Source organism: Streptomyces sp. AC627_RSS907, from assembly GCF_019049165.1.
In genome coordinates this window covers 1-3948 of sequence record NZ_JAGMUE010000367.1, presented here as the reverse complement: position 1 = coordinate 3948, position 3948 = coordinate 1, and the positions used below count along the sequence as shown (strand labels likewise).

1 protein-coding gene and 1 pseudogene are annotated in these 3948 nt (G+C 74.3%); both read left to right on the top strand.

From position 1 onward, the window contains the following. Window positions 1–338: 338 nt before the first annotated feature. Complete coding sequence (locus KUM32_RS35820) at window positions 339–3629, top strand: right-handed parallel beta-helix repeat-containing protein (protein WP_217146090.1); 3291 nt, start codon at window positions 339–341, stop codon at window positions 3627–3629. Then, window positions 3626–3948, top strand: a pseudogene (locus KUM32_RS35815) (hypothetical protein); the annotation flags it as partial. The gene KUM32_RS35820 and the pseudogene KUM32_RS35815, both read left to right, overlap by 4 nt.

Below are 3948 nucleotides of genomic sequence, written 5' to 3'. Positions count from 1 at the left end.
CCTCTACATCACCCGCCGCCGCACGGTGCAGATCCAGACGGCGCACCGGTCCTGACCGCCCGGCCTCTCCCCGCCGTACCTTCGGCCCCGGTGCTCCGCCCGTCCCGTGCGACGCGTCGTCGACCACGGCCGACGGGACCGTGCCCGGCCCGGTTCCCGCGCCAGCGGGTGGGCCGGGGCGGGGCGCCCGGATGGGCCGGGGGCCGGGCACCGGGATGGGCCGGGGCCTGGCACCCGGGTGCCAGGGGCCGGCGCGGGGTCCGGCCACGACGCAGAGACGCAAAAACGACGCAGAGACGACGCAGAGACGACGCAGAGACGACGCAGAAAGGAACGCCATGGCCCGCCAGACCATCGTCGCGGACCCGTACCAGGGCATCACGTCGGCCCTCGTCGCCACGCGTCCGGGAGGCGTGATCCGCCTCCGCCCCGGCCGCTACGACGAGTCCCTCGTCATCACCAAGATGGTCACGATCATCGCCGACGACCCCGACGACCCGCCGGAGATAGCCCCCCGCTCGGGCACCGCCGTCCAGGTCGTCGCCGAGGCGGTCAAGCTCTCCGGGCTGGTCCTGCGCGGAGGTGACGAGGACGCCCCCGTCGTCGACGTCCCCCGCGGCCAGGCCGCCCTGGAGAACTGCCGGGTGCACGCCGGCTCCTGGACGGCGCTGCTCTCCCGCGAGCGCGGATCCCTCGCCATGCGCGACTGTGTCATCACCAACCCGGCGGGGGCCGGGTTCGTCGACCTGTCCCCCGAGTCCAGTGTCGTGGAGCACTGCTTCTTCGAGGATCTCGGCAGCTCCGGTCTGGTGCTCGGCGAGGAGTCCGCACCCGCCATCCGCGACTGCACCGTCCGCGACACCCGCGGCAACGGCCTGCTCGCCAACGGCCGTGCGGGCGGCACCGTCCAGCGTCTCACGGTCGAGGGCACCCCCAAACCCGGGGTGGCCCTGGAGGAGCAGGCCGGGACCCGCCTCACCGACGTCCGTGCGGTGGGCTGCACCATCGGCTTCCACGTCTCCTCCACCGCCCACCCCGTCCTCACCGGCTGCTGCGCCGTCGACAGCACCACCCACGGCGTGCTGCTCTCCGCCTCCACCGCGCCCGCCCTCGACAACATGGAGGTCCGGGGTTCGGGCGGCAACGGCATCGTCGCGATCGACCGCGCCCGCGGGGTCCTCTCCGACTGCCTGGTCGACGGCTCCGTCGCCGCCGGCATCCTGGTCCGCGGCGGCGCCGAACCCACCGTGCAGCGCACCCTCGTCACCGGCGGCAACGCCGAGGGCGTCCTTCTCGACGCCGACAGCGCACCCCGCGTCGACCGGGTGACGGTACACCGGGCGGGGGGCCACGGCATCGTCCTCACCGGCGGGAACCGGGCCAGGCTCCGCGACGTGGAGATCGTCGAGGCCGGCGGGCACGGCCTGTACGCCCGCGACGACGCCCGCGGACGCGTCGAGCGGACCACCGTCTCCGACGCCGCCGGGTGCGGGGTCCGCGTCGAGGGCGCGAGCCCCGCGTTCCAGGACGTCGCCGTCCGCGGCAGCGGCACCACCGGGTTCGCCGCCGCCGGCAGGTGCGCCCCCGAACTCGTCGACGTCCTCGTCGAGGACTCCGGCGCCGACGGCATCACGGTCACCGACGACGGCGCCGCCCTGACCGCCGTCCGGGCCCGGGTGCTGCGCAGCCGCGGCCACGGCGTGCTCGTCGGCACGGACGCCTCCGCCGAGCTGACGGAGTGCGAGTTCACCGACGGCCGCGCCGACGGCATCCGGGTCGCCACCGAGCGCCCCGTCCGGGCCGCGAGATGCACCGTCACGGGCAACGCCGGCGCCGGGGTCCGTCACACCGTCCCCGACGGCAGCCTCGCCGCCGACGACCTGACCAGCAACGACAACGGCGCCCCGGACGTCCTGGGCGGGCGCGACGACGGCGCCGCCGCGCCGGAGGCCGGGACCGCGGGCGAGGGACCGCTCACCGGCCCGCTCGCGCAGCTCGACGGACTCGTCGGGCTGCGCGCCGTCAAGGAACAGGTCGCCACCCTCGTCAACCTCAACAAGCTGGCCCGGCGCCGCCGCGAGATGGGCCTGCCCGTCCCGGCCACCGCCCGCCACCTGGTCTTCGCCGGTCCGCCCGGCACCGGCAAGACCACCGTCGCCCGCCTCTACGGCTCGATCCTCGCCGCACTGGGCGTGCTGCGCTCCGGACACCTGGTGGAGGTGTCGCGCGCCGACCTCGTCGCGAAGATCGTCGGCGGCACCGCCATCAAGACCACGGAAGTCTTCGAACGGGCCCTCGGCGGTGTGCTGTTCATCGACGAGGCGTACACCCTCACCGCGGACGGTGGCAGCGGCCCCGACTTCGGCCGGGAGGCCGTCGACACCCTGCTCAAGCTGATGGAGGACCACCGCGAGGACGTCGTGGTCATCGCCGCCGGGTACTCGCGGCAGATGGGGGCCTTCCTGGAGTCCAACCCCGGACTCGGGTCCCGGTTCAGCCGCACCCTGGAGTTCGAGAACTACGCGGTGGACGAGCTCGTCACCATCGTGCGGCGCCAGGGCGAGCAGAACCGGTTCACGCTCGGCGAGGACACCGAGAAGGCCTTGGCCCATCACTTCGGGCGGATGCACCGGGACGAGTCGTTCGGCAACGCGCGTACCGCCCGCAAGGTGTTCGAGGAGATGGTGGACCGTCAGGCGCTGCGCCTCGCGCAGTCTCCCGACATCACGGAGGAGGACCTGACCGTCTTCGTCCCGTCGGACGTCGGCGAGGAGGCCGCCCGTGCCGTCGCGGGCGAGAGCGGCGCGGACGGCGGACCGTCCGAACGCCTCACCCGTGTGCTCGCGGAACTGGACGGCCTGATCGGCCTGGACGGTGCCAAGGCACAGGTCCGCGACCTCGTCAACCTGCTGTCGGCGGCCCGCCGCCGCGAGGCCGCCGGGCTGCCCGCCCCGAGCGTCGCCCACCATCTGGTCTTCACCGGGCCGCCCGGCACCGGCAAGACCTCGGTTGCCCGGCTCTACGGTGAACTCCTCGGCTCCATGGGTGTGTTGCCGCGCGGCCAGCTGGTGGAGGTGTCCCGGGCCGACCTCGTCGGCCGTTACGTCGGCCACACCGCCCAGCTCACCAAGGAGGCGTTCGCCCGAGCCCGGGGCGGCGTGCTGTTCATCGACGAGGCGTACACGCTCACGCCCGAGGGCGGTTCGGGTTCCGACTTCGGCCGGGAGGCCGTCGACACCCTGCTCAAGCTGATGGAGGACCACCGCGACGACACGGTCGTGGTGGCCGCGGGCTACGAGGACGACATGGAGCGCTTCCTGGGATCCAACCCGGGTCTGGCCTCCCGCTTTGGCCGTACCGTCACCTTCGCCTCCTACGACGCCGACGAACTGGTGGAGATCGTCCGCCGCCAGAGCACCCGCGACGGTTACGAGTGCCCGCCCGCCACGCTGGAGGCGCTGCGCCGGCACTTCGCCGGGGTCGCCCGCGGACCGGGCTTCGGCAACGGGCGCTACGCACGCACCGTCCTCGAGCGGATGATGACCCGCCAGGCCGGGCGGCTCGCGTCCGTCCCGGACGCCGACACGGACCAGTTGCGGCTGCTGCTTCCCGAGGATGTGACGGAATGACGGACGAAGGCAGGACGACGGGGAGGCTTCGGGGCACCGGACGGTGCGCCACCTGCTTCGAGGCCTTCAACCCGGCCTGCCCGCGGGCGAGGCTGGACGAGGAGACGCGGGAGGTCCCCCGGATCGCGAGCACACCGGCGAAGCCCCTGCCGCCCGCGTCCCGCCCTCGGACCACGACCAGCCCGGTCAGCGCCGCTGACCGGGCCGACCGGGCCGACCGGGCTGACCGGGCTGACCGGGCTGACCGGGCTGACGGCAAGGGAACCACCGCCCGCCCCCGGGTCCTCGTGCAGCCGCCCGCCGGCCCCCGCCCCGGAAC

Bases quoted from the DNA above. Each gene is read 5' to 3' on its own strand.
- KUM32_RS35820 (WP_217146090.1), top strand. From the start codon at position 339: ATGGCCCGCCAGACCATCGTCGCGGACCCGTACCAGGGCATCACGTCG.